The organism is Providencia sp. PROV119 (assembly GCF_028482435.1).
Classification (GTDB): domain Bacteria; phylum Pseudomonadota; class Gammaproteobacteria; order Enterobacterales; family Enterobacteriaceae; genus Providencia; species Providencia stuartii.
Map to the genome: position 1 here is coordinate 172,625 of NZ_JAMPQL010000002.1, position 21,140 is coordinate 193,764.

The 21,140-nt window shown below is 39.7% G+C and carries 22 protein-coding genes; 8 read left to right on the forward strand and 14 right to left on the reverse strand.

All coding sequences use genetic code 11. The annotated features are described in order from the left end of the window. Positions 1 to 196 precede the first annotated feature (196 nt). The 3 genes from PSF11_RS03100 (at position 197) to PSF11_RS03110 (ending at position 1,856) form a co-directional block, all read left to right on the forward strand. Entirely contained in the window at positions 197 to 1,195 is a 999-nt protein-coding gene (locus PSF11_RS03100; RefSeq protein WP_004919549.1) for a 2-hydroxyacid dehydrogenase, read from the forward strand. A 16-nt stretch (positions 1,196 to 1,211) separates the two neighbouring features. Further along, entirely contained in the window at positions 1,212 to 1,436 is a 225-nt protein-coding gene (locus PSF11_RS03105) for a hypothetical protein (protein ID WP_272682736.1), read from the forward strand. Between the two features lie 105 nt (positions 1,437 to 1,541). After that, on the forward strand, positions 1,542 to 1,856 hold the full coding sequence (locus PSF11_RS03110) for a helix-turn-helix domain-containing protein (protein ID WP_004919544.1): 315 nt from the start codon (positions 1,542 to 1,544) through the stop codon (positions 1,854 to 1,856). A 138-nt stretch (positions 1,857 to 1,994) separates the two neighbouring features. On the opposite strand, the gene PSF11_RS03115 is transcribed toward PSF11_RS03110, so the two are convergent. The 6 genes from PSF11_RS03115 to PSF11_RS03140 form a co-directional block, all read right to left on the reverse strand. Beyond that, entirely contained in the window at positions 1,995 to 2,612 is a 618-nt protein-coding gene (locus PSF11_RS03115; protein ID WP_004919541.1) for a fimbrial protein, read from the reverse strand. A 12-nt stretch (positions 2,613 to 2,624) separates the two neighbouring features. Then, entirely contained in the window at positions 2,625 to 3,632 is a 1,008-nt protein-coding gene (locus PSF11_RS03120) for a fimbrial protein (RefSeq protein ID WP_115113527.1), read from the reverse strand. Then, the gene (locus PSF11_RS03125; protein WP_040133104.1) at positions 3,623 to 6,112 is read right to left on the reverse strand and encodes a fimbria/pilus outer membrane usher protein; all 2,490 of its coding nucleotides are present in this window, start codon (positions 6,110 to 6,112) and stop codon (positions 3,623 to 3,625) included. The genes PSF11_RS03120 and PSF11_RS03125 overlap by 10 nt, the downstream gene beginning before the upstream one ends. Before the next feature lie 9 nt (positions 6,113 to 6,121). After that, positions 6,122 to 6,823, reverse strand: coding sequence for a fimbrial biogenesis chaperone (locus tag PSF11_RS03130; protein ID WP_072502244.1), 702 nt, complete (start codon positions 6,821 to 6,823; stop codon positions 6,122 to 6,124). Positions 6,824 to 6,893: 70 nt separating this feature from the next. After that, positions 6,894 to 7,478, reverse strand: coding sequence for a fimbrial protein (locus tag PSF11_RS03135; RefSeq protein ID WP_004919533.1), 585 nt, complete (start codon positions 7,476 to 7,478; stop codon positions 6,894 to 6,896). A 1,548-nt stretch (positions 7,479 to 9,026) separates the two neighbouring features. Then, positions 9,027 to 9,194, reverse strand: a complete 168-nt coding sequence (locus tag PSF11_RS03140) for a hypothetical protein (RefSeq protein WP_004919531.1) — start codon at positions 9,192 to 9,194, stop codon at positions 9,027 to 9,029. Positions 9,195 to 9,484: 290 nt separating this feature from the next. Between PSF11_RS03140 and PSF11_RS03145 the strand changes: the two genes are divergently transcribed. Beyond that, complete coding sequence (locus PSF11_RS03145) at positions 9,485 to 10,432, forward strand: FUSC family protein (protein WP_004919529.1); 948 nt, start codon at positions 9,485 to 9,487, stop codon at positions 10,430 to 10,432. A 53-nt stretch (positions 10,433 to 10,485) separates the two neighbouring features. Next, positions 10,486 to 11,319, forward strand: a complete 834-nt coding sequence (locus PSF11_RS03150) for an aldo/keto reductase (RefSeq protein ID WP_004919527.1) — start codon at positions 10,486 to 10,488, stop codon at positions 11,317 to 11,319. Positions 11,320 to 11,404: 85 nt separating this feature from the next. Here PSF11_RS03150 and PSF11_RS03155 read toward each other — a convergent pair whose 3' ends face one another. From PSF11_RS03155 to PSF11_RS03170, 4 genes are read right to left on the reverse strand one after another with little or no spacing between them, the layout of a single operon-like run. Next, positions 11,405 to 11,857, reverse strand: a complete 453-nt coding sequence (locus tag PSF11_RS03155; protein ID WP_088499444.1) for a YcgN family cysteine cluster protein — start codon at positions 11,855 to 11,857, stop codon at positions 11,405 to 11,407. 19 nt (positions 11,858 to 11,876) lie between these two features. Further along, the gene (locus tag PSF11_RS03160) at positions 11,877 to 12,533 is read right to left on the reverse strand and encodes a fumarylacetoacetate hydrolase family protein (RefSeq protein WP_004919523.1); all 657 of its coding nucleotides are present in this window, start codon (positions 12,531 to 12,533) and stop codon (positions 11,877 to 11,879) included. A 20-nt stretch (positions 12,534 to 12,553) separates the two neighbouring features. After that, positions 12,554 to 13,636: a lytic murein transglycosylase gene (locus PSF11_RS03165; RefSeq protein WP_072502243.1), complete on the reverse strand. Its 1,083-nt coding sequence runs from the start codon at positions 13,634 to 13,636 to the stop codon at positions 12,554 to 12,556. 43 nt (positions 13,637 to 13,679) lie between these two features. After that, positions 13,680 to 13,952 (reverse strand): YcgL domain-containing protein, encoded by a 273-nt coding sequence (locus tag PSF11_RS03170; RefSeq protein WP_004919520.1) that lies wholly within the window; start codon positions 13,950 to 13,952, stop codon positions 13,680 to 13,682. 129 nt (positions 13,953 to 14,081) lie between these two features. Here PSF11_RS03170 and minC point away from each other — a divergent pair, with 129 nt between their 5' ends. Genes minC through minE form a run of 3 tightly spaced genes read left to right on the forward strand, consistent with a single transcriptional unit; the run spans position 14,082 to position 15,922 of the window. After that, positions 14,082 to 14,801, forward strand: a complete 720-nt coding sequence (minC, locus tag PSF11_RS03175; RefSeq protein WP_004919519.1) for a septum site-determining protein MinC — start codon at positions 14,082 to 14,084, stop codon at positions 14,799 to 14,801. 23 nt (positions 14,802 to 14,824) lie between these two features. After that, the gene (gene minD / locus PSF11_RS03180) at positions 14,825 to 15,640 is read left to right on the forward strand and encodes a septum site-determining protein MinD (RefSeq protein ID WP_004919516.1); all 816 of its coding nucleotides are present in this window, start codon (positions 14,825 to 14,827) and stop codon (positions 15,638 to 15,640) included. A 3-nt stretch (positions 15,641 to 15,643) separates the two neighbouring features. Then, positions 15,644 to 15,922, forward strand: coding sequence for a cell division topological specificity factor MinE (minE, locus tag PSF11_RS03185; RefSeq protein ID WP_004919515.1), 279 nt, complete (start codon positions 15,644 to 15,646; stop codon positions 15,920 to 15,922). A 325-nt stretch (positions 15,923 to 16,247) separates the two neighbouring features. Here minE and rnd read toward each other — a convergent pair whose 3' ends face one another. The 4 genes from rnd to tsaB all read right to left on the reverse strand — a co-directional run bounded on the left by rnd (position 16,248) and on the right by tsaB (position 21,068). Then, positions 16,248 to 17,372 (reverse strand): ribonuclease D, encoded by a 1,125-nt coding sequence (rnd, locus tag PSF11_RS03190; RefSeq protein WP_004919510.1) that lies wholly within the window; start codon positions 17,370 to 17,372, stop codon positions 16,248 to 16,250. Between the two features lie 86 nt (positions 17,373 to 17,458). Further along, positions 17,459 to 19,147, reverse strand: a complete 1,689-nt coding sequence (fadD, locus tag PSF11_RS03195; RefSeq protein ID WP_004919508.1) for a long-chain-fatty-acid--CoA ligase FadD — start codon at positions 19,145 to 19,147, stop codon at positions 17,459 to 17,461. 327 nt (positions 19,148 to 19,474) lie between these two features. After that, positions 19,475 to 20,083, reverse strand: a complete 609-nt coding sequence (locus tag PSF11_RS03200; protein ID WP_004919506.1) for a Slp family lipoprotein — start codon at positions 20,081 to 20,083, stop codon at positions 19,475 to 19,477. Between the two features lie 286 nt (positions 20,084 to 20,369). Then, positions 20,370 to 21,068, reverse strand: a complete 699-nt coding sequence (gene tsaB / locus PSF11_RS03205) for a tRNA (adenosine(37)-N6)-threonylcarbamoyltransferase complex dimerization subunit type 1 TsaB (protein WP_004919503.1) — start codon at positions 21,066 to 21,068, stop codon at positions 20,370 to 20,372. Positions 21,069 to 21,140 lie beyond the last annotated feature (72 nt).

Consider the following 21,140-nt stretch of genomic DNA (forward strand, 5'->3'; position numbering starts at 1 on the left):
ATATTGGTGCTAATCAAGATCGTTATATCTTTAAACGACTACAATCACCAATTAAAGCGCAATAAAGGCGCGCTTTCAGTATTTTTTTGATGATTTACTGTAATAATTATCTTATTCTGACCTTAATGCTTGGTAGCCACTTTTTTAGCTACCCCTTATTTTGGGTTCCTAACGAATAGTACACGGAGTTTCTTAGATGAAAATCGTTTCTTACAGTACTAAACAGTATGATCGTAAACATATGGATCAAGTCAATCAAGGATCCGAGTTTGATTTTAATATCGAATACTTTGATTTTCCATTAACAGTACAAACAGCAAAAAATGCTGTCGGCGCTGATGCCGTATGTATCTTTGTTAATGATGATGCTAGCCGTGAAGTATTAGAAGAGCTTGCGGCGCTTAATATCCGCATTTTAGCATTACGTTGCGCAGGTTTTAATAATGTTGATTTAGTCGCAGCACAAGAGCTTGGGATCCAAGTTGTGCGTGTGCCCGCCTATTCACCTGAAGCAGTTGCCGAACATGCCGTGGGGATGATGTTATGCCTTAATCGTCGTATCCACCGAGCCTATCAACGTACCCGAGATGCTAATTTTTCTTTAGAAGGGTTAACGGGCTTTAATATGCATAACCGCACTGTCGGTATTATCGGCACGGGTAAAATTGGCCAAGCCGCGCTGAGGATCTTAAAAGGGTTTGGTATGCGTTTACTCGCCCATGACCCTTACCCAAATCAAGTGGTCCTCGATTTAGGTGCAGAATATGTGGATTTAGATACTTTATACAAAAATTCTGACATTATCTCTTTACACTGCCCTCTCACGCCCGAAAATCACCATTTATTAGATGAAAACGCATTTAATAAAATGAAAAATGGCGTAATGATCATCAATACAAGCCGTGGCGCTCTCATCGATTCTGTTGCAGCCATTAGTGCACTTAAAGCACAGAAAATTGGCTCTCTTGGTATGGATGTTTATGAAAATGAACGCGAATTGTTCTTTGAAGACAAATCGAATGACGTTATCCAAGATGATATTTTCCGTCGCCTTTCATCATGCCATAATGTGCTATTTACGGGTCACCAGGCTTTCTTAACGGAAGAAGCATTAACCAGTATCAGCGAAACAACTTTAGGGAACATCCGCCAACTTAATAATGGCGAAGATTGTCCTAACATTGTCAAAGCCTAATAGAGGCAAAATGATAATGAAACGGATAATCCCTTTAACACTATTGGGTTTTTTATTAGCAGCCTGCCAAACCCAAAATGTGAGTGCTGATAACAGCGATAATGTGACTGAGCAACAGTTAATCCATCATAATTTTATACTAACAGAGGTTGATGGGCACCCCATCGTTGGTAAAGTCGGCGTTCCTAGTTTGTCCTTTGGCGAAAAAATGTTTGTCTCTGCCACTATGTGCAATGAATAACCGATATATTGAAATTAATTGTTTTTTTAAGATTTTATATATTGTATAATTTTATAATGCATTAGCATTATACTCTACAATCCCTTTATCAATCGAGGGTGTCACATGGACATTCATTATTTTATTGGAATTAAGATAAAAACACGGCGAAAAGAATTAGGCCTTTCGGGGGCTGATTTAGCCAAAAAATTAAATATCAGCCAACAGCAAGTCTCTCGCTATGAGAATGGAATCAATAAAATACCTCTAAATCACTTAGTTAGCATAGCGATTGCGTTGAAATGCCCTATAGACTGGTTCTTTCAAGGATGTATTACTGAAGAGGATTACTCTATGCAAGATGAAACAATTAATATTAAGAGTCAAGAGCTAAAATATACAGCAGAGAGTGTTATTATTCACTCTAAAAACTCGCTCTAATATTTCAATCTATATTATTACATTTATGATACATCTGTAATTAGACAATTATATTTCAAACCTAATCACCTAAACAAAAAAATAACATAGCGATTAAATCGCTATGTTATTTTTATTTAACCTACATGTTTTTATATGTTAATTATACTGGATTTCATATGTCGCATAACTTGCCATCAACCCAGTTGTCACATCACTCGCCTTCTCTGCTGTGTAACCAATATAATATTGGAAAATTGCATCCTTATTATCCGATATTTTCGGCGTGACTTTAAGTTGCTGAGGATCTGCTGGAATAATTTTATTATCAGCATCTAGAATCGTGTTATTATTGATGGATAATGCAAAGTTAATATTTTTTGCACCATCAACTAACATATTTTTCAGAAGCCCCGCAGTTTCAAAGTTTGTTTTCGGCACCAAGTAACCATCCGCCCAAGTTACACTGATTTTATTGAGATCGGCATCAACAACTTCACCATTATGCTCAACAGATTGACATTGTGATAACTTGATAGTAAACATTTTTGATTTTAAATAGGCACCACCTTCACTATTATGAATTTCCATAAGTGAAATTGGAGCAAGATAGATATTCGCATCACTTCCTTGGTCATTCACGGAAACTACACACGAAACATCAACAACTTTACCCGCAAAAGATACCTTGCCTTCATCATAGTTAGTTTCAAAAGTTGGTAATGCATTTGCATAACCTACCGCTGAAAAAAGCATCAGTATTATCCAGTTTTTCATTGGGCTCCCCTATTAATCATAGGTTATGTTGAATTGCATCACAGCCTGCACATCACCAGCAGTCACTTTGTCTCCATACTGGTAATAGCGAGCAATATAGTTCGTATTAATATATTTATCGAGTGCAGTTGTTAACTCCCCAACCTTATAACTCTTACCCCAAGTTAATTTTACTCCCTTGTCGGTAAGAACTTGCACACCAATACCTTGTGCCGGGGACGATTTTGCAGTGTTATCCAGAACCCCATCTTGAGGGTTGGTATTCGGTGCATTTCTTCCATAGAAACTCATGTTTACAGAAACCGAATCGGGAGAAATACTCACTCCACCATTACACATTAAATTAATAGGGAACTTTTTCTCACCCGCAGTAGTTCCTCGACCTTTAAAATCGGTGCGCTTAACCGTATCTAGATGAACATCTTGGTTTTTACCTGTCATAATTTTACAAGATGGCGATACAATGGTAATGGCATCAGCCGATAAATAAGTAATAATCGCTGGTTCAACTGAATTAGGTTTGTAACCATAACGAGTATACTCACCTTGGGTAATTCGCCCTGAGCCTGTATTTTCTGCTGTCTTAATGATTTGTAACTTAAATGTTGAGCCAGCTAAATACACATTGATCTTTTGTCTATTACTCCCACTAACTTTAAACGTATCTGGGTAGGTCATTGCTACAGCCCCCATACGTTGGAAACGCAATCCTATCCCTGGGATATTCGTGTTATAGACTTTATTTGGCCCCTCAGTCAGCCCCTTTGCTGTTATAATGGCATCTAAAACAGTGCCACCATAACACTGTGCCCAATAACTGCCAGTTTCCTTCATCGGCCATGTTTTTTCTTGTATCACACTACCTACAGGAAGATCTGGGGAGACAACCACTCGGCCAAATTGCATGTCGATATTCTCGGCTGGAATCCAACTATTTCGGGTGCATGTAGCATACGCGGGGATACTCGATAGCACTGCTGCCAGTGCTATTCCATTACGTAAAATTGTGTTTATCGACATACACTATCCTTACTGGTTCCTGCTTCCAGAGAAAATACACATTGCCCATTATCCCATTTCACAATAGCTTCTTTGGCATCTTCGTTACTAATAAATACCGTGCCACCTTGTCCGACAACACCAATTGACTCACCTTCAGCGTTAGTCACTTCCGCGCCAAATGGCATTGGCTTTTTATCGAGACGCACAACGTTAAAAGTCCGATTACGTTCAACTTTAGTGCCAAATTTCACCTTAACAATACTGCCTTCATAAGGAACGACTTGGCTTGATGTGTTTTCGAACACGATATCTTCAGCACTGCCTTTAGGGTCAATTTCAATATTATTAATACGATAAGGTCGTACATATGGTGCTAGTGCATAACCACCTCGATTGACGCGTACACCTGGAGCACTGATAATTGAAGCGCCTTCTGCACCTTCGGCTTCAATCAACGCCATTGTCGTTGCAGTATTTGGTGTGAGTACAACGCCCCCTGAATGCACAACAACAGAGCCATTCGCACCAACGCCAAATTGGCGATAACCTTGCCCTTGACTATAATTAGCATTGGTATTGACATAAGGAGTACGATAACCCGTATTTACTGCAACACTGTGTTCACCACCTCTAGCCGTTGAGGTATTTAGCCCATAAGTCCAGTTATTCTCATCATCTAGTGCCCCATTAACACCGAGCTGAGTTGAGCCAAATTTCTCATTATTAAATACGGTGTTTGAGGTTAATGTGGTACTTCTGCTGTCACCAAAATAGAGTGGAATATTTAGGTTTAGGCTAATACGGTCGTCTTTCTTTCCATGTGAGTTATTATTATCCGAGTAGACTCGCATAAAATTAATGGAATAAGAGAGGCGCTGATATTGGTTGTTATAACTAAACTGATACTGTTTCTCAGTGCCAGAACGTTCCCAATAACTTGATATACGACCTGTAAAATACAGCCCACCAAATCCATCCGGTAAGTTTTGGTTTACTGTATAGCTAAAACCATTTTTTTCACGCCAACGGTTATTTGAAAGACCACGTTTATCATAATCGATCGCATACAGCGCATCGTTAACATTAAAATAGTCTTTCGTTGAATAACGATACGCAGCCAATGAAATATTGGTATCAGTTTGCGATATCAGTCGGTTAAAAGTGATACGATAACTTTGGCCATTATCGGTTCGATGTTTTAACGCAGTTCGAGATTGCGTCACGTCCAGTGCTAACGCACCAATCCCCGTATTAATACCAGTACCAACTAAATAAGCTTGGTAGTCATCAAATGCCGTAACACCACCATAAAGTGAAAACGTATTATTTAAGCCGTGTTGGATCGTACCTTGCATAATATAAGGGCGATGATGCAAACCATCGGTATCAGACTTACCAGCAGCGACTTGATAACGTGTAAAGCCCGGACGTAACAGTTGTGCTAACGATGAATATGGCACACTGAAAGTACTTTCACTGCCATCTGCTTCCTTAACGGTGACGTTTAGGTCATTACCGTAACCGGATGGATAGACATCATTTAAAATAAACGGCCCTGGTGGTACTGAAGTTTGATATATGATCGAGCCATTTTGGCGTACAGTGACTAATGCGTTACTTTGGGCAACACCACGAATTTCAGGTGCATATGATGTCATTCCATCAGGATACATGCTGTCATCTGTCGCAATTTTTGCACCACGCAAGCTAATACTGTCAAACAGATCGCCATCAGTATAAAACTGACCTGCGGTCATTTTTGACTTCATACTTGCAATAGGTCGTTGTAAATAAGTTTGGTTGCTGTTCCAACTGGTGCTTCCTGAACGTTGCCAACTTAAGTTACCGATATGTTTTAACAACCAGCCATCGAATGATAACCCTGCATTTAATCCTAAATACGCACTAGCATCATTCTGCCCCTGAGCTCCGCTCGTATGATTATCATAATAGTTAGCCATATAGGCTACATTAAGTGCTGGTATTCCTTTTTCCCAGAATTGTGGCGCAACATACCCGCGTGATAAACGTTGTTCATAAATTTGGGGTACTGAAATATCTAGACGTAAATTAGATGAGTGAAATTTATCATTCACTTCACTCAAATTATTCCACTCTTTAAGAGGTAAGCAGGTGGATTCTTGTGAATTTAGTTGTGGGTTTAATTTTTCTGCATCAACACCAAAATTGCTCAACATAGCTGGCGTATAGCACACACCTAAATTCCCATCTTTTTGTTGAACAATATTTAAATCATAGCGTCCTTTCCAATTATCATTGGTATACACATCAACAGAATATTTACCTTCACTAATTGGAGCAGTATTGAAGCGTTCTAAATCAACATTATCTTTGCTGCCTACTATGAATCCACTGTTAAACTCGTAGGTTGTGCCTTCCGCCCCCCACGCGTAAAATGTTGGCATCATACATACAGTGACAAAGCAGGTCACAGAGAGTGTATTACTATATTTATTTATTAACTCTCGCTGTTTCATTTTTCTGTCCTATTTAACAGTTGTTTTAACTGCTATGTCCGCCCCATAATCATTGATATTGTTCAAAACAATGTTTTCACCTGCTTTAATTGTTTTTTTCAATACCACTGAGCTCTGGCTTTTTGGTGCCACCATAACCGCTTTATCAGTTAACCCATTTTTTCCATCTGTAGAAATTTTTGTAATGGTAATAAAAAATGGTGTTGGGTTATTTATAGTCAGATTATTTCCATTAGCACTCACAATTAGTTTTTCAGGTGCTAATTCACGGCTACCTAAACCTACAGGACGATAAATAAATTTAAAACGAGAACGAATTGCCAGTTGTAAAAAGTTTTGATCTTCTTTTCCTGCAGTTCGGACTGTCGGTGGAATATCTAAAATATTCAGCCACCATAAACTTTCCTTATCTTGTGGTAGTCCATTTTTATCCATTAATTTAATACGGAGAGTTTGACCACCCTTAGCATCAATACGAGATATTGGAGGCGTAATTTGAAATGGTGTTTTTATTGTATCTGGTGTTTCAGATGCATCACCGGTATCTAACCATGCTTGTGCGACAGCTGGTCTATCCGCGGTATTATTTAACTGCACTGTAATTTCTTTTTCATTTCCAGGATAAATAAATCGTGTGCCGTTAACAATAATGTTGTTCGCTAATGAAGATGCACTGAAAACGAAGCAGAAGAATAAAACAATTGCTTTCATTTGAACCTCTAAATAAAAGCGGCAGTTAACCTACCGCTTAGATAAATATTACTTTTAAATTAATTTAATATTATTCGTAAGTAATTTCGTAAGTTGCATAGCTTTCTACGATACCGCTGCTAACAGTATCTGGCGTAGAAGTTGCGTAACCTACGTAATAAGTGAAACGTGAACCGTCAGCAATATCAACTGTTTTTGCTTTAGGTTGAGTAGCACTAGTTGGGTTGATTTTGGTTTTTAAATCAGGATCAGCATTAGTTGCTAATACTAATTGAATATTTTCAGCACCCGTTGAATCAGTGTTAGCTAAATAACCTTCGTTTGCACCAGAAGCACCTACTAATACGTTACCACCAGTCCAGTTAACATTTAATGTAGTGTCATCAGCTGTACCTTGACAATTAGTCACGTCAATAACAAATGATTTTGGTTTCAGGTAAGTATTTGCACCTGCATCTTTAACTTCTTTTACTGAAACAGGAGCCAAATAAACTTTAGCGTCACTACCTTGGCCGTCAACAGAAATAGTACAAGAAACATCTGTCACTTTACCGTAAAAATTAACTTGGCCACCACCAGCGTTTTCAGTTGCAGCGTAAGCAGAAGATGCACCAATAATTGCAGTAGCAATTGCAGTCAGTAATACTTTTTTCATTGTCATTTCCTAATATGAGGGTTTTTATTATTACACTAAACAGAACTTATTAAGCACCTAGTCTTTTAATAAATAATTAGCGTAGGGTGTTGACCATATGTTTAATATGGTTACACATTTATTTCCGTGTATTTAAGCTACTGCTAATAATTTAATTAAAAATATAGTTCTATCTTAATCAGTCCATTTTTAGAATTAATAATCATAACGTGGTCTATATGATTTCGGAGAGAGGATACATAAAAACTTAAATTACATTAAATCGTTTTTATCATGAGATACAATAAAATTTAATAGTCTTAGCCTATCAAACAACTGCTATTGATCGAAAAACCTTATTGAATATACACGATGTATTACTCGTTTTACGCTAATTTATCAAATTGATTGTTTGTTTTTTATTTTTATGTTTTTAACAAATTCTAAAAAATGATCTTATAGTGATATTTTATAAAAGAGATAAATGCAAAAACTATTCTAAATAAGATTATCCTTATTGTGACTACTTATTCTAAATTTATATACTCAAAATAAATATTAGTCTAAATATGATATTTGGGTTTTAAATAATATAAATTAATTTTATGTTTATTCATTGATGGAATTAATTCTCATTTGAGAATATATTTATGATATAACGGTAATGCATCATAATTGGATTATTTACTCATGTAAGGAGTAAAACAATATGATTATATGGATAAAGGTGTATTTTTAGATTAAAAGCAAAACTTAAGCGATAAATCAGAAAGTAATAGGCTTTATTTTGATCTAGTAAGTAGAATAATTACTTGTGATTTGACTATATTTCAAAAGTTCTTTTTATTTCGCTATTTTATTCCTTGCCTAGCACCCAAAATGCGCTAATGAAGAAATAACAAAGGTTACTTATTATTAGTAAATGTTATCAATTAATTTGATGTATGCACATTTTTTCTTCATATTTTTTGATCTATTCAATTTTTTTTAAATGTGTAACCATTTGATAACTAATGTTAAAAAATAATTTACCCTCCCCTCTATTGAGACTTAACTCAGATATCAAAACCATCCTTAAGAATAGTCCTAAAACTCACCTAAAGAGTATAAATAGCTTTTTATTTCACCAGTGCTGAACAAAAAAGATGCTCAGTTAAGGTTAGTTAGATCACTTTGCGCAATAATCTATCTAAAGATAACAAGATTAATGGAGCGAATAAGCCTGTTTAATGCAACTTATTTAGACCATAACATAAAGCACACATCGTATATTGAATATCTGTTATCGCAAGAAGTGAGAGTTAGATCTCTTTCAACTACACACACCGATCAAACTTTAATCGACATTGTTGTTAAGTTACTACTTTCATATTGTTAGCGACCAATCAATTAAAACTACCGTTAACCTCTTTAACAGCACCTTACAAAATTGCTGACTTAAACTGCTACATTCCATTAAGTGAATGCAATTAACCTACTATTAGCCATAAAGTTAATTGCATTCAACGCCTTTATTGACTGAGATATACCATGCAAGCCCATTTTGTAGAGAATAAAATCATCACTCCGCTAGGCGGGTTTACCTTCAATATTCTTATTGTCTGGGTTATCGGGGGCTGCAAATGCGAGCTCTTTTAACCAGTCTGAGAGAATGGGCTTAGTTTTCTTAGCGTCAAGCTCTGCTCTTTCTTGCTTAGTGAGTCTAATAACCACAACTTCTGTTTTCATTTGATGCATTTTGGTTTCCTCCCTTTAGAGGCTTTACCATGCCATACTCAAGAAAAAGATAGGTCTTAATTACTTAATTTTACAAAAATAGAAGATAGCAATACAAACGACTACCAGAGTGGCATATTGATGTTGCTATACGCTGGTTATGTCATTTTCCGAGTGATAGGTTGGCGGGGCAATCAATGATGCTCAAATAGAGATGATGGAAAATTATAATAATTCTCAGTAAGTTATTCGTTGAGTTATCAACTTATACACTGTATGAATATGATTAATTTATAAGGTGAGATCGTCTAATGCCAATTTCTTTGCCCCAAACCCGAAGTGCCTTTTTACTTTCTCTATGGGTTATCGCTCCATGGTTTATTGCTATCCTCTATAAGCAACCCATGTTAGGGACTTTGATCTCTTTTGGTGCATATTTATTAGTTGTGTCATTTCCTAAACTCCCCACGAAAAAACCTATTTATGTTTTACTGCAAGGAGCCTGCATTTTATCTGCTCTTGCGGTAATCGGTGTTAATGTCACCCTTGGTAGCCTTTTATTCTTTATTTGCTCTGGACTTGGCGCTTTTTTTCAAGGCTATGCCGAATTGCGGTCAACCTATCTACGTTTACCAATCGCCCTTGGCGTTTTAGCTTATTTCCTATCAATTGGTCAGGTCCCCGCTCAGGGTAGCTTATTTTATGGCATCGCATTTACACTCGGTACATTTTGGGGCGTCATTATTGCTTATATTCTGTTGCCCCGTCATGACCTTCCCGCACCAACAACTCAAATTGATATGCGCACTCCCGCAGTACAGCGCTTCTCTGTGGCAATAGTTCTCGTTGCGCTCATCGGGAGTGCTCTTGCAACCCTGCTCCCTAGCTCTCATCCCTGTTGGTTACCTGCTGCTGGTTTAAGAGTGATGAAATCTGAACGGACAGCAACTTGGCAAAGGCTAAAACAACGTGGTGCAGGCACTCTGCTCGGTGCTGCTGTAGGGGGGCTTTTACTTGGTTTATCAAATAACCCACTCTTACACGTTTCCTTAGTGGGCCTATTGTTATTCGCCATGTTAATGATCGGTGCGAAACGTTATGGCTATTGGACATTTTGTTTAACCGCTATCGCATTAACATTTAACTTAACGGCCACTGCTGGGCCTATTGTATTAGCGATTGACCGAGTGTTACTGACGGTTTGCGCTTTGGTCATTGCCATCATGATGTTATTGCTACTGCCCAAATCGACAAAATAAGTTCTTACGCGGTGATATATTGGGTACAGTTTTGACATCTATCAGGAGACACTATGATCCCATCATATGAATTACTCGATGGATTCCAAATCCCTCAAATTGGTTTTGGAACATATTCATTAAAAGGTTTACATGGGGTTCGGGTTATTGAAAGTGCGCTATCACATGGCTATCGTTTATTAGATACTGCATTTAATTATGAGAATGAAGGTATTGTCGGCAAAGCCATTAAAAATAGCTCAGTTCCTAGAGATCAAATAACCGTCACATCGAAATTACCTGGCCGACACCAACAATACAATAATGCCATGCACACTATCCAAGAATCAGTGGCTCGATTAGGTTTAGATTATGTTGACCTTTATTTGATCCACTGGCCAAATCCGAAAAGAGGAACATTTGTTGAGGCTTGGCAAGCATTAATCGATTCACAACGTTCAGGTTTAATCAGAAGTATTGGGGTGTGTAATTTTCTCCCCGAACATCTAGAAACATTAGAAAAAGAGACGGGCATACTTCCCGTGGTCAATCAAATTGAGCTGCATCCTAATTTTAATCAAGCCAAACAGCGTCAGTATGACCAATCTAAAGGGATCATTACGCAATCATGGAGCCCATTAGGTCGTGCTGGTGATGTGTTATCTAATCCAACCTTACTCAATTTAGCGAGTCGCTATAATAAATCGGTATCGCAAATTATCATACGTTGGCATTTACAGTTAGGTGCATTACCAATACCGAAATCGGCGCATTCGTCACGCCAAATTGAAAATATTGATGTTTATGATTTCGAATTATCGCCGGAAGATATGCAAGCAATAAATAACTTATCTTCTGCTAATGGTCGATTACGCAATCAAGATCCTGCTGTTTATGAAGAATTTTAATACGTCACTGTTTTAAAATACGACAGCCCTATAAAATAGGGCTGTCGCGTTATTCAAACATATTGGCTAAATCAAGCTTATCTGATTAAGATGATGTTCTATCTACTGGCCGATTCATGATATGGTCTTCCCAATCCACCACATCTTTTTCTCTAACCGCGATATGGCGAACAGAGATCCGCTCACTGTGCATTGCCGCTTTTGACCCCGTTTTAAGAGGATGCCATGCAGGTAAGGTTTTACCTTCTAGCAATAAACGATAAGCACAAGTGTGTGGCAACCATTCAAACGTTTCTAAATTGTAGCGATTGAGCTTGATGCAATCTGCCTCATAACTGAAACGATCTTCATAATGCTTACACTGGCAGGTCTTGATATTTAATTGATTACAAGCCACGTTAGTAAAATAAATTTCATCCGTGTCTTCATCCATCAGCTTATGTAAACAACACTGACCACAACCGTCACACAGTGATTCCCATTCATCGTCAGTCATTTCATCTAACGTTTTTACCTGCCAGAAAGGCTGAGACATAATACTTATCAATCCTATATCATTAGATCACTCGAGTCGTTAACGAGTGGTCATTAATTGAGAGCTTTAACATATCACCCGATGTCAACGGCCCGACACCCTCTGGTGTTCCCGTTAAAATAATATCCCCCGCACGCAAAGTAAAAAAGCGAGACATATAGCTAATCAGAGGTAATATTGGCGTGATCATATCACGAGTAGAGCCTGACTGGCGAATTTCCCCATTGATCTCCAGTGAAAGCTGGGCACTTTGCGGATCACCAAAGTTATTAACCGGAATAAAGCCTGAAATAGGACATGAGCCATCAAACGCTTTACTTTTTTCCCATGGCTGCCCTGCTTTTTTAAATTTTGCCTGCAAATCACGCAACGTTAAATCTAATGCCACAGCAAAACCCGCGATTGAGCGAGAAACTCTATCTTCATCAGCATTTTTTAAGGGCATACCAATCAAAACCGCTAATTCTATCTCATGGTGTACAGAGCCAAGATCTTTTGGAATAACAATCGGTTGGTTAGCGTCACATAATGCCGTTTCAGGTTTGATAAAAATCACAGGCTCTTCGGGGTGTGCTGAGCCCATTTCTTTTATATGTTTCGCATAGTTACTGCCAACACAAACCACTTTGTTTGCAGGGAAATCCAGTAAGGCACCTTGCCAGTCACGATGTTGGTACATAGTTGTAACTCCTATTATCGTTATTGTATTTTTTGAGCAACGCCATCAGCCATGAGGCAAACGCTCAAAGCAAAGTAATATGAACGATTCCAATGCATGATCGTGCGGAAGTTTTCAGTTACTAAGTATGCACGCCCTAATGGATCATCAGGGATAACAACCCACGTTTTTAAATTGGATGATAACTGCGCAGATGCAGGGAGTTTAACGCCAAGTTGCTCCCACTGTGCAACCGTTTTGCCCTGCTCTGCTTTCACGCCTTCCAGTTGCTTATCAAAGTCGGTAGGTAGGCTCACTTGATAGCCCCAAGGTAGTGCAGACTGCCAGCCTTCCGTAGACAGGTAATTGGCAATTGAGGCAAACACATCCGCCTTATTGTTCCAAATATCCATTTTGCCATCGCCATCACCATCCGCCGCATAAGATAAATAAGACGTCGGCATAAATTGGCTTTGGCCCATGGCGCCTGCCCAAGAGCCTTTTAACTGCTGCTCTTCCGGTATATAGCCTTTATCCATAATTTCCAGTGCAGCCAGCAACTGTTTACTGAATAATGCTTCACGGCGGCCTTCAAATGAAAGCGTAGCTAATGCTGAGATAACATCTTCTTTACCTTGGGAGCGACCAAAGCCACTTTCTAGCCCCCACAATGCAACAATATATTGGGGCGGTACGCCATAACGATGGCTAATCGCATTTAAGAGTGACTCATTTTCCCAATATTTTTCCGCGCCTGCATTAATGCGTGATGCAGGTAGCACATTCTTGAGATAACTTTCTAAAGTCACTGTTGCTCTTTTTTCCGGTTGCCCTTTATCGGCCTTAACAACGCGTTCAATAAAATGAATATGGGCGAAACCACGTTCAATAGTGGCAGGTTGAATACCTTGAGCTAATGCATGCTCTTTTAACAACTCCACATAAGCAGGGAATTGCGATGGTTCACGCTCTTCGAGTGGAAAAGCTTTATTTAGCGCGATCACCTCTTTTGCAATCATGGCATCTTGCTCAGCCTGTGGTGTAACCAAAATAGGTTGTTTTGCTGAGCAGCTAGCTAAAAATAGGCCGCTAATTAAAGTAAATAATAACGTTGGTTTTATCACATCACCTCCACAAGTAAATTAACATCTAAGTATTATCCTAATTTTATTCGCTGTAAGACTCTCGATATTCAGCGAGTAGGTTTTCAACTGGAGGTGGAAATTGCAGATAATACCCAACTTCAATTAAATCAGCTTTGACTTTCTCAATGTCTGCATTTGCCAGCTTGTCGCGGTTTGCAAGGGAAAGGGTCATCGCAAATTGAGGAGTACCAAATTGTTTCATGAGTTCTTCAGGTACACGAGAAAAATCATCCTTCTTCTCAATATAAAGATATGTTTGTTCACGGTTAGGACTACGATATATTGCACAAATCATTATATTTAACTCTTTTTCTTAGTTCATTGGCTTGCTTGAAGAATGTAGTAACTATAACATGCTATTGTTTTACAGAATATCGTCACCCGAAGTTTGTTTCGGATATTTTAATTTGCTGAGCCCGGATAGATGTCACAGTCGCCAATAGAACTCAAAGGCAGTAGTTTTACTCTTTCTGTTCTTCACTTACACAGTGAAGAACCCAAACTCATCAAAAAAGCGCTACAAGATAAGGTTAGTCAAGCTCCTGACTTCCTTAAAAATGCGCCAGTGGTTATCAACATTGCTGATTTAACCACAAATGCTGATTTATACAGTATTCACAAAGCAATTATATCGGTTGGCTTAAGGGTTGTCGGAATAAGCGGATGTACCGATCCTTTGCTACGTAAGAAAGTCAATGATGCAGGCTTACCGGTTCTCAATGAGGGGAAAAGCCAAAAAGCCGTTGATACTCAACCTAAGGCTGTTCATACACCGGTTGAGGTAGCCACTCCCGCCGAACCTGAGTTTAATTACCGGAAAACACGAATTATTAATGCCCCTGTTCGTTCAGGCCAACGAATTTATGCACCAAATAGTGATCTCATCGTAACAAGTAATGTGAGTGCAGGTGCAGAATTGTTGGCAGATGGTAATATTCATATATATGGCATAATGAGAGGCCGAGCACTTGCAGGTGCTTCTGGCGATACGGAAAGCCAAATTTTTTGTGTCCACTTGCAAGCAGAGTTAGTGTCTATTGCAGGTGAATATTGGCTGAGTGATCAGATCCCGTCTGAATTTCTCGGCAAAGCAGCGAAACTTTGTCTCGTTGACAACAGATTAAATATTGAAAACTTAATTTAGACCTTATTTACAAGGAATTATTCATGGCACGCATAATTGTTGTTACATCTGGTAAAGGTGGCGTCGGTAAAACCACTTCAAGCGCGGCCATAGCTACAGGCCTAGCTCAAAGAGGGAAAAAAACGGTTGTGATCGATTTTGATATCGGTCTACGTAACCTCGACCTGATCATGGGATGTGAACGCCGAGTAGTGTATGACTTCGTTAACGTCATTCAAGGTGATGCCACATTAAATCAGGCACTGATTAAAGATAAACGCACCGAGAATCTTTATATTCTGCCAGCATCACAAACTCGTGACAAAGACGCACTGACACGTGAAGGCGTTGAAAAAATACTCGACGAATTAAGTAATGACTTGTCTTTTGATTTTATCGTATGTGACTCCCCAGCCGGTATTGAAAGTGGTGCATTAATGGCACTTTACTTTGCAGATGAAGCGATCATCACCACGAACCCTGAGGTTTCTTCTGTTCGTGACTCTGACCGCATCTTGGGTATTCTCGCCTCTAAATCACGCCGCGCCGAAAAAGGGCTCGATCCTATCAAAGAGCACTTGTTATTAACCCGCTATAACCCAGGTCGTGTGACGCGTGGTGATATGTTAAGCATGGAAGATGTGCTGGAAATACTTTGTATTCCATTAATTGGTGTGATCCCTGAAGACCAATCTGTTCTACGTTCATCAAACCAAGGTGAACCGGTCATCTTAGACGCAGAATCTGATGCAGGTCAGGCATACAGTGACTGTGTTGACCGTATTTTAGGTGAAGAGCGCCCTATCCGATTCATTGAAGAAGAGAAAAAAGGTTTCTTGAAACGCCTATTTGGGGGGTAAATAATGGCTTTATTGGATTTCTTTCTGTCGAGAAAAAAGTCGACAGCAAATATCGCAAAAGAGCGATTGCAAATCATCGTTGCAGAACGTCGCCGCGGTGATAGTGAACCTCCTTATCTTGCTGATATGAAAAGAGATATTTTGCAGGTTATTTGTAAATACGTGCAAGTTGACCCTGAGATGCTTTCTGTACAATTCGAACAAAAAGGTGATGATATCTCAGTACTTGAACTCAACGTTACGTTACCGGAAGGTGATGAAATCAAGGCTCCTGAAAAATAATCATAGCAAATAGCCGTTGTTTTTAAGTTGTAAATAGCGGCTTGCTTTTTTATTTGTTCAACCAATTGAATTTAAATAATCATCAATGGAATGAATATTTGTTCTATGTGGTTTGGGTGTCTATTGCCAAAAGAAATACAAAATCCCCCAACTCTCCGATACGCCTCTGCCGATAGTTAACTTTCTGTCGAAACCGTAGCAGTGCAGTAAATAAATCGATTGATTAATGAGTGGGTGAGCTATTCAACGCTTAAGTGCCGTCACTATTCACTAGGTAAAAGGTTAACATTTCACTCCTAGCAAACCTAGGAGTGAAAATAGGCCATTAACGCGCTTGTTGAAGGAGCTTTGTAATTGGCTCAGCAAGCATTCTTCCTCGCCAACCATCAAGTAATTCTGGCTGATTAGGGATAGATTTGATCCCCCAATGTACCGAGAGCAACTGGTTTATTTGTCGCCTTGAAGCAAGCAATTCCGCATTGAATTTCTCATGCTCTGCAATTTCTTTAACAACACTCTTTATCTCTTTAAATAACGTTTTATATTGAGGTTGCTCATTCAAATTCGCCACTGTGGGGGGATATTCACTCTCATCCATTTGTTTGGCTTTTTCAACAATACTGAGTAACCGCCTTCCATGACAGCGGATCTCTTGCCCCGTCAGCCCTAATGCGTCTAATTCACCTAATGAACCGGGTAAATAACGCGCCACTTTCCAAAGATGCTCCTCTTTAACCACAAAGTTAATCGCCATATCACGCGCTTTTGCTTGATTTAGCCGCCATTCCGCCAGCATTTGCAAGCAAGCCAATTGCTCATTCTTTAACTGACAAACATTGGTGATATTACGGTAAGCTAATGCAGGATCAGTCACATTTTGTCTGCGTTCAACCGTTCTTTGGCACTCTTCTAGCGCAGCAGAAAGGTAGCCTGACTCTTCCACTTTCTGCATCAGGATCTTGGCTAACGGCAGCAAATAAAGCACGTCTGCCGTCGCATATTGGCACTGTTTTTCACTTAAGGGGCGCGCTAGCCAGTCGGTTCGAGATTCACTCTTATCAAGCTCTATGCCTAAGTATTCAGAAACTAAAGAAGCGAAACCACAGGAGATTGGATAACCCAAAAAGGCTGCAATAACCTGTGTGTCGACCATCGGTTCAGGCACACACTCAAAATCATGCAAAAACACTTCAAGATCCTCACTACCGGCATGTAAAAACTTAGTGAGGCTCTTATTTGTCAGTAAGGCTTTAAACGGTGAAAAGTCGCTAATAGATAACGGGTCAATCAGTGAAACTTGTTTTCCATCATAAAGCTGTAGCAAACCTAATTGTGGATAGTAAGTTCGAGTACGGACAAATTCGGTATCCAATGCCAACCAATCGGCTTCACTCGCCTGCTGGCATACCTGTGCAAGTTCGCTATCAGTTGTAACTAAACGATAATTCAAAACAAATTTCTCTTTTTATATTCTCATCACAGTAACGCCGGTAAAAACCGGCGTTACTCATAGGGATGCAAACCGATATGACAACGTTACGCTGTTGATTTATCTTTTTGCTGTTTCTCTTCATCACGTAGTTCTCTACGCAATATTTTACCAACGTTCGATTTTGGTAGCTCGGTTCGGAACTCAAATAACTTAGGTACTTTATAGGCGGTTAATGAGCGGCGACAAAATGTTTTCAGATCATCTGACGTTAGATTAGGATTACTACTAACAACAAAGACTTTAACTGCCTCCCCTGTACTCGTACTCGGCACACCAATCGCGGCACACTCTACGACATCAGGATGAGATGAAATCACATCTTCCACTTCGTTTGGATAGACATTGAAGCCCGAAACGATGATCATGTCTTTTTTACGATCGACAATGCGGATATAACCTTCACTGTCTATTTCAGCAATATCCCCCGTCGCTAACCAGCCATCATGTAAAATTTCCGCGGTTGAATCAGGGCGGTTCCAATACCCTTTCATCACCTGTGGACCTTTCACCCACATTTCCCCTGGTTCCCCAAGTGCAACCTCATTTCCATCATCATCAACCAGCTTGATTTCTGTTGATGGAACCGGTAACCCGATACTACCACTATAAGCCGTCAGATTATACGGGTTTCCAGTGACAAGTGGCGAACATTCCGTCAATCCATACCCTTCTAATAAATGCTTCCCAGTCAGTTTTTGCCATTTTTCAGCAACCACTTTTTGAACAGGCATCCCGCCACCAACCGTCAACCTGAGTTTAGAAAAATCCAGTTGTTGAAACTCTGCGTTATGTAACCATGCATTGAATAAGGTATTAACACCCGTAATCGAAGTGATCGGATAACGTGCTAGCTCTTTAACGGTACCTGCCACATCACGAGGGTTAGTAATCAATAAGTTCACCCCCCCGACATTAATAAACAGGAAGCAATTTACCATAAGAGCAAAGACGTGATAGAGCGGTAGTGCCGTAACAACAAATTCTGAACCTATTTTTAATACCGGACCATAAGCCGCTCGAGCTTGCTCGATATTCGCTAACATATTACGGTGCGTTAGCATTGCCCCTTTCGCTACCCCTGTCGTCCCTCCGGTATACTGAAGGAACGCAAGGTCATCGCCATTGATCTTTGGCTTGATATATTGCATACGATAACCGTAATGCATCGCACGTCGGAAAGAGATAGCATCTGGTAAATGGTATTTAGGCACCAACCGTTTAACATACTTGACGACAAAATCCACTAATGTCGCTTTCGGACGAGAGAGTTGATCCCCCATCCGAGTTAAAATAACGTGCTTAACCTTGGTATTAAACACCACTTTTTCAAGGGTATGAGCAAAGTTAGACACAATGACAATGGCCGTTGCACCACTATCATTTAACTGGTGCTCTAGCTCCCTTGGGGTATAAAGTGGGTTAACATTGACGACAACCATACCCGCGCGCAAAACGCCAAATAGAGCTATCGGGTATTGCAGCAAGTTAGGCATCATCAACGCGACGCGGTCGCCTTTTTTTAACCCTAACCCATTTTGTAGGTAAGCGGCAAAAGCACGACTTCTCTCTTCTAACTTGCGATAAGTCATCACCGCACCCATGTTGATGAATGCAGGTTGGTCAGCATATTGCGAAACCGAATTTTCAAGTAACTCTGCTAAAGAAGCAAAGCGATCAGGATCGATCTCTTCCGGCACATCGCTTGGGTAATTTTTCAGCCAGATTTTTTCCAAAGTATGACTCCTGAATTTTAGTATAGTAATATAACTCAAACACTCTTTTAACAAATTATTAACTCAGCGTACCAGTTTGAAAAATACCCTGTGCTAAGGTTGAGAGGTCTATCACTAAATAAATTTCATTCCTTCGAAACAAAAATAGGCGGACTATTCCGCCTATTTCGTTTTAGTATGTTATTCCAGAACGATATCTGGTGTAGATATCATAATAATACACTTTTTTGAATCATTTTTGGAAAAATTAACATATTTCCCACGTATAAACCTAATAAATAAACTGACTAAGCTCATTGCCGAATAAATAGCCTTTCACTTCTCATTTTATTCGGTTAAATAGGTTTGTACTGGAGCAACACCCCCCGGATAGCCATAACCATAGCCATATCCGTAACCCCAAGGATGGTTATAGTAATAAGGGTTTCCGTAATACCCATAACCCCACGGGCCTGGTGGCGGCAAAATTACACTTTGCGCTAAATTCCAACGCTGGTAACCCGTTACGTCTAACGTGACATACTTATAGGGGATATCACCAATTTTACCAGGCTGCTCTCCGGTAATTTTACCCACCACTGTGATGTAACGACCATTATAGTCAGCAGGGTCAAGGAACCCATTAACAAAGGCATAAATACGACCAGTTGATGCCGTATTTAATTCTGGTGCTGCATCATATTTATTCAGTGGGATCACGGCAATTTCTAATCGCGTTTTATTAGGCTGATTAAAAACAGAGATTACTTTCCCACCAAAACGCCCTTCCTGCCCAATATACATTTCAGGCGCATTTTGTACTGACGATAAGTTAACCGCTGGATTAGGTGACGAGCCTTGAATTGAGGCTGGGATCGACACACACCCCGTTAACGTTAATATGCCGACAAATAAAACCGCTTTAAATGTCGAACGGCTGTTAATTTTTATACCCATATACCACCTCCATTTAGCTTTAATTATAAATTCAGACGGCAAGGATTAACATTAATATCAACTAACATAACACGATATGTTCAATACTTTGAGAGATAAATACACGAATAATTCAATTATAGACTGATAAAATAAGGCTTGATGAGTCTCGATGCTAATTTCAATCATCAAATTAAAAAAAACATCCATTTAAGACAGTAAATATTGGTAGGAAAAAAGCGTAAAACAGAACTTGGCTATGCCTAACTTAACAATAAAATAAGCATAGCCAATCTAAAAAATATACCTATTCACGACCCGGCAGTTTTTTCCACGTCACTTCGTTACGTAAATATGTTGGTTCAACGTTTTCGACGGCTTGTACCTGACCCGCACGCCATAAACGTTCAGCAATCGGTAACATATCTTGTGCCGCTGGCAATGTGATCCCACTCTCAATCAACGAAAGCGCACTGTCTTTTAATTGCGGATAAGCTTGCCAACCTGTTCCTGCTAGGCTCCATTGCCCTGCCAACTGAGCGATTGAATCTCTAAATAGCTCCGGCGCCATAACAGCTTCGGTATCCTCACCGAGCCATATGCCCTCTGCTGTACGCTGATATTGAGCGCAATATACCTCTGTCATGCGCGCATCAATCGCCGTCAAAACCTGCTCATGTCCTTGCGTTCGATATGCCCCTTCTGCCAGTGTCATCAATGATGAAACACCGATCATCGGTAAATTGGCGCCGAGTGCTAACCCTTGGGCGATACCGACCCCGATGCGAACGCCCGTAAAACTCCCCGGTCCACGACCAAACGCTAACGCATCCAATTGGTTTAAAGTGACCCCCGCTTGGGATAATACCTCGTCCACCATTGGCAACACTTTTTGTGTATGCTCTCGAGGCGAAACGGCAAAACGCGAAATAATTTCTCCATCGCATAACAATGCGACTGAACATGCTTCTGTTGCTGTATCAACAGCAAGAATACGGCTCGACATGCCACAACTCCGGCAAATGATTAGATTTGATGCCACTGTACCTGTACAGTGACCTGAAAATGACGTTTATAG

Bases quoted from the DNA above. Each gene is read 5' to 3' on its own strand.
- PSF11_RS03115 (WP_004919541.1), bottom strand. From the start codon at position 2,612: ATGAAAAACTGGATAATACTGATGCTTTTTTCAGCGGTAGGTTATGCA.
- minD (WP_004919516.1), top strand. From the start codon at position 14,825: ATGGCACGCATAATTGTTGTTACATCTGGTAAAGGTGGCGTCGGTAAA.
- PSF11_RS03200 (WP_004919506.1), bottom strand. From the start codon at position 20,083: ATGGGTATAAAAATTAACAGCCGTTCGACATTTAAAGCGGTTTTATTT.
- PSF11_RS03170 (WP_004919520.1), bottom strand. From the start codon at position 13,952: ATGATTTGTGCAATATATCGTAGTCCTAACCGTGAACAAACATATCTT.
- PSF11_RS03145 (WP_004919529.1), top strand. From the start codon at position 9,485: ATGCCAATTTCTTTGCCCCAAACCCGAAGTGCCTTTTTACTTTCTCTA.
- minE (WP_004919515.1), top strand. From the start codon at position 15,644: ATGGCTTTATTGGATTTCTTTCTGTCGAGAAAAAAGTCGACAGCAAAT.
- PSF11_RS03100 (WP_004919549.1), top strand. From the start codon at position 197: ATGAAAATCGTTTCTTACAGTACTAAACAGTATGATCGTAAACATATG.
- PSF11_RS03160 (WP_004919523.1), bottom strand. From the start codon at position 12,533: ATGTACCAACATCGTGACTGGCAAGGTGCCTTACTGGATTTCCCTGCA.
- PSF11_RS03120 (WP_115113527.1), bottom strand. From the start codon at position 3,632: ATGTCGATAAACACAATTTTACGTAATGGAATAGCACTGGCAGCAGTG.
- minC (WP_004919519.1), top strand. From the start codon at position 14,082: ATGTCACAGTCGCCAATAGAACTCAAAGGCAGTAGTTTTACTCTTTCT.
- PSF11_RS03125 (WP_040133104.1), bottom strand. From the start codon at position 6,112: ATGAAACAGCGAGAGTTAATAAATAAATATAGTAATACACTCTCTGTG.
- PSF11_RS03135 (WP_004919533.1), bottom strand. From the start codon at position 7,478: ATGAAAAAAGTATTACTGACTGCAATTGCTACTGCAATTATTGGTGCA.
- PSF11_RS03110 (WP_004919544.1), top strand. From the start codon at position 1,542: ATGGACATTCATTATTTTATTGGAATTAAGATAAAAACACGGCGAAAA.
- PSF11_RS03150 (WP_004919527.1), top strand. From the start codon at position 10,486: ATGATCCCATCATATGAATTACTCGATGGATTCCAAATCCCTCAAATT.
- PSF11_RS03130 (WP_072502244.1), bottom strand. From the start codon at position 6,823: ATGAAAGCAATTGTTTTATTCTTCTGCTTCGTTTTCAGTGCATCTTCA.
- tsaB (WP_004919503.1), bottom strand. From the start codon at position 21,068: ATGTCGAGCCGTATTCTTGCTGTTGATACAGCAACAGAAGCATGTTCA.
- PSF11_RS03105 (WP_272682736.1), top strand. From the start codon at position 1,212: ATGAAACGGATAATCCCTTTAACACTATTGGGTTTTTTATTAGCAGCC.
- PSF11_RS03140 (WP_004919531.1), bottom strand. From the start codon at position 9,194: ATGCATCAAATGAAAACAGAAGTTGTGGTTATTAGACTCACTAAGCAA.